Source organism: Ruegeria sp. THAF57 (assembly GCF_903914075.1).
Classification (GTDB): domain Bacteria; phylum Pseudomonadota; class Alphaproteobacteria; order Rhodobacterales; family Rhodobacteraceae; genus Ruegeria.
This window is the reverse complement of sequence record NZ_CAIWNQ010000020.1, coordinates 1-1230: the sequence shown is the minus strand read 5'-3', so window position 1 is coordinate 1230 and position 1230 is coordinate 1. Positions and strand designations below refer to the sequence as shown.

Here is a 1230-nt window from a genome sequence, read left to right as displayed (position 1 = left end):
ATGGCAAAGGAAAAGTTTGAGCGTACAAAACCGCACGTCAACATCGGCACGATTGGCCACGTTGACCATGGTAAAACGACGCTGACCGCAGCGATCACCAAGTATTTCGGTGACTTCAAAGCGTATGACCAGATTGACGGTGCGCCGGAAGAAAAAGCGCGCGGCATCACCATCTCGACCGCCCACGTGGAATACGAGACCGACAACCGCCACTATGCGCACGTTGACTGCCCCGGCCACGCCGACTACGTCAAGAACATGATCACCGGTGCCGCTCAGATGGACGGCGCGATCCTGGTTGTGAACGCCGCAGACGGCCCGATGCCGCAAACGCGTGAGCACATCCTGCTGGGCCGCCAGGTTGGCATCCCGAAGATGGTCGTGTTCATGAACAAAGTGGACCAGGTTGACGACGAAGAGCTGCTGGAACTGGTTGAGATGGAAGTTCGCGAACTGCTGTCCAGCTACGACTACCCCGGCGACGATGTTCCGATCATCGCAGGTTCGGCTCTGGCCGCGATGGAAGGCAACAACCCGGAAATCGGCGAAGAGAAGATCAAGGAACTGATGGCGGCTGTTGATGACTACATCGACACCCCTGAGCGTGAAGTTGACAAGCCGTTCCTGATGCCTGTTGAAGACGTGTTCTCGATCTCGGGTCGTGGTACCGTTGTGACCGGTCGTGTTGAGCGTGGCGTGATCAACGTTGGCGACGAGATCGAAATCGTCGGCATCCGTGACACCCAGAAAACCACCTGTACCGGTGTTGAAATGTTCCGCAAGCTGCTGGATCGCGGTGAAGCGGGCGACAACATCGGCGCCCTGCTGCGCGGTATCGACCGTGACGGCGTTGAGCGTGGCCAGGTTCTGTGTAAGCCGGGTTCGGTTACACCGCACACCAAGTTCGAAGCCGAAGCCTATATCCTGACCAAGGAAGAAGGCGGTCGTCACACCCCGTTCTTCGCGAACTACCGTCCTCAGTTCTACTTCCGGACCACTGACGTGACCGGCACCGTGACCCTGGCGGCTGGCACCGAGATGGTTATGCCTGGCGACAACGTCGGCTTCACCGTCGAGCTGATCGCGCCCATCGCGATGGAAGACGGCCTGCGTTTCGCGATCCGCGAAGGCGGCCGCACCGTCGGCGCCGGCGTTGTGTCGAAGATCATTGAATAATCGGTAGGACGGGCTTCAGCCCGGCACATCGATAAAACTAAAGAAGGCCGCTCC

1 protein-coding gene is annotated in these 1230 nt (G+C 58.8%); it reads left to right on the top strand.

Going from position 1 to position 1230, the window contains the following annotated elements; translation table 11 throughout:
• A partial coding sequence (tuf, locus tag RUESEDTHA_RS20760; RefSeq protein ID WP_170337277.1) for an elongation factor Tu occupies positions 1-1176 on the top strand: 1176 nt, incomplete at its 5' end.
• Positions 1177-1230 lie beyond the last annotated feature (54 nt).